Origin of the sequence: Cobetia sp. MC34 (assembly GCF_018340035.1) — a bacterium.
Taxonomy (GTDB): Bacteria; Pseudomonadota; Gammaproteobacteria; order Pseudomonadales; family Halomonadaceae; genus Cobetia; species Cobetia amphilecti.
The window spans coordinates 1-2,578 of the sequence record NZ_JADPPY010000076.1 but is presented as its reverse complement, the minus strand read 5'-3'; the positions used below and the strand labels follow the sequence as shown (position 1 = coordinate 2,578).

At 58.9% G+C, this 2,578-nt stretch carries 4 protein-coding genes; all 4 read right to left on the bottom strand.

Going from position 1 to position 2,578, the window contains the following annotated elements; genetic code table 11:
- Positions 1-115: 115 nt before the first annotated feature.
- Positions 116-646, bottom strand: a complete 531-nt coding sequence (locus IZU87_RS17140) for a glycoside hydrolase family 24 protein (protein WP_213115347.1) — start codon at positions 644-646, stop codon at positions 116-118.
- A 71-nt stretch (positions 647-717) separates the two neighbouring features.
- Positions 718-924 (bottom strand): hypothetical protein, encoded by a 207-nt coding sequence (locus tag IZU87_RS17135; RefSeq protein WP_213115346.1) that lies wholly within the window; start codon positions 922-924, stop codon positions 718-720.
- Between the two features lie 516 nt (positions 925-1,440).
- The gene (locus IZU87_RS17130) at positions 1,441-1,998 is read right to left on the bottom strand and encodes a hypothetical protein (protein WP_213115345.1); all 558 of its coding nucleotides are present in this window, start codon (positions 1,996-1,998) and stop codon (positions 1,441-1,443) included.
- Between the two features lie 35 nt (positions 1,999-2,033).
- Positions 2,034-2,578 (bottom strand): VRR-NUC domain-containing protein (locus IZU87_RS17125; protein ID WP_349305203.1); only part of this gene is annotated, 545 nt, incomplete at its 5' end.

Below are 2,578 nucleotides of genomic sequence, written 5' to 3'. Positions count from 1 at the left end.
TCCAGCAGCATCTGCCATGTCGATGGATCGCGGTGTGGCATATCGGCGGGCTCGTGGTCGTCATCATGCATATGGCCTCCTGAGTCGGTAGGCCCTGCGTAGTTCGTCGTTATCGTTATGCGATGTGTCCGCCAGCACGCACGTACACGCCCAGCAGCTCATCGGTATCAAGCTCGCGCTGCCCATAACCTGCCCCTGGCAGGCTCGCCCAGATGCGCCGGCAGGCGTGGATGGCCTCAGCGATGCGCCCGTCATACACCAGTCCCAATGCCCGGCACTGGCGGATCAACTGCTTGGCAGCCTCATCCTGCGAGGCTGGCGAAAAGTCCGTCAGGCTGAAGCGATTGGCCAGGTCATCCCACGTCCCCACGAGGAACTGATACCGACCTGCCGCCGTGCTGTGGATCTTGTACGACTTCAACCACACCGACTGGCGGGGATGATCATCGAAACCATCGAAGGTCGTGCCACCCACCAGCACGTCATAGCCCTCAATCGAGCTGAAGCGTGGCGTGCCCTCGGCATAGGCAATGGTGCCCAGGAAGGCCGCCAGATTGCTGGCATCATCAGCCGCCGGATCAACAGGCGCATCGAAGCCCACCAGCTCGACCTCATCGAGCCAGTGCGCGGGGGCATGTGCAGGCATGGGCATCACCGGTAGGCAGATACGAAAAAGCCCCGCCAGATGGCAGGGCTCACAGGATTACAGGGGAGATACTACAAACGTCTTCTATGTGAACGACCGTGAGTCAGTGCCGCTTCAGCAAGTTCATATGTAAGCCGTGTGAACTCACTTTCTTCGATGACATCATCGAGCGCTATCCCCAGGTCATCACACGCAATGCATAAAGACTCGCCCAGAAGGTCAAGATTCCCTCTCCTGGCTTGCTCCACATGAGTCACGCTGATGATGTCATCGAGCATTCGTCACTCCATGAGACTTGAAGCGGGAAAAGCCCGCTCAGTGATGGCACTTTTGGAGAATACCTTTCGCAGCGCTTGACGCGCCTCCAACTGCTTCTGATCCCGACGTGCTCTGTTACACGCCTGCAAAGCTAGCTCTCGGGTGAGCCCCAGGTGCTGGTAACGCTCAATAGCCTCATGAACAGCCAAGTGCTCAGTCTCTATGATTTTATTGAGCTCTCGACCTAAACGTAAAACATCACCTTTCTCCCCGCTCGCCACCAAGCTACGAGTGATATTCCCCATTATCTTTGTATCCATTTGGTAAATTTCGTAAACAAGATAACGTTACAGTAGCGTTTACACTTCAACGGATTGGTGATCAGAAATTATTGACTCATGGGGAATCTTGCGCAGATACAACAAAAAAGCCCCGCCAGATGGCAGGGCCTTGAAATGAGTGGTGGTCCAGAGACGCAAGAATCACACAATAGCTGGATCGTACCCTCAAACCCTCGCTTTTACAACATATGGTAGTCAGGCAGTTATTTCTGCTTGAGAAATCACCATATGCAGTAGTGACTCACGACCTCGAGATGCCGCACATTGCATCGACTTGGCCGACTTGAACGGCGCCACCTTGACCGCGCCGGGCACCCAGCCCAACCGTGCAAGAATCGCCACCTGCGCCGCCACGGCCTGCGATTGGGTCATCATGCGCGGCGACTGGCAATGCTGCACCGGCGGAATGGCATAGGCCGCCAGCAGTACCGCCATGCGTTGGCGATCGGTCAGGCGTGACAGCAGCGCCGCCGCCATCGTCCTCCACTGACTTTCCCGCTGATAGCGCTCGGCAGCCTTGCCGACGTGATCCACCAGCCCCGTGCACTCTCCGCGGCCTTCCCCCATGCCGCCCACCGATGACACCTGATGCCAACCGGCATTCTGATGGCGCAGCCCGGTGCGATACTCGATCTCTTCCTCGAGCAGCTCATCCAGAGCATGCACCAACGCCTGCTGACGCCTCACGCCCTCCGGCAGCTTCTCGATCAGGCGGAAGGTCTCCGCCAGCCCCATATCCTCGATCCGCTGCATGTCCTGCCCTCCTGCTCTGGGTTGCTACGTGAGCACTATGCCGTTGCCTTGCGCCACTCACTGCCATGCGGCATCACTTCTGGCTCACCGGCCACCACTGTCTCGGGCCAGCTCGCATAAGCCACCAGCACCGCCTTGGCTTCATCCACGCCCTTGGCCAGCACTGCCAGATAGCCATTGCCCTCCATCTTCTCAAGCCATTCGCGCTGAGACTTCGCCAGGGCGGCATCATGTGGCGGTGCTGCCTTGAACTCGATGTAGAGCCCGTGATACCCACCGCGGGCCGTGGCCACCACCAGATCGCTCACCCCAGCCCGCACGCCTTGCATCTTCAGGTCTGCCGCCGTCTTCTTGTTGCGCTGGCCACCATTGGGGACGTGGAAGGTCACACCGTGCAATAGCTGCCCCACCTGCATGCCGTTCTGCTGCTGTGCGTACAGCCAGCGAATCAGCACCTTCTGCTCCAACCCTTCACGGTCGATGCGTGGCGCCGACTTGCGGGCTTGGCCGGCGGTACGGTTCGGCGACTTGCGGGCCGCCACCTTGGCGGAAGGATGTGTTGCCCAGCTCATGACGATGC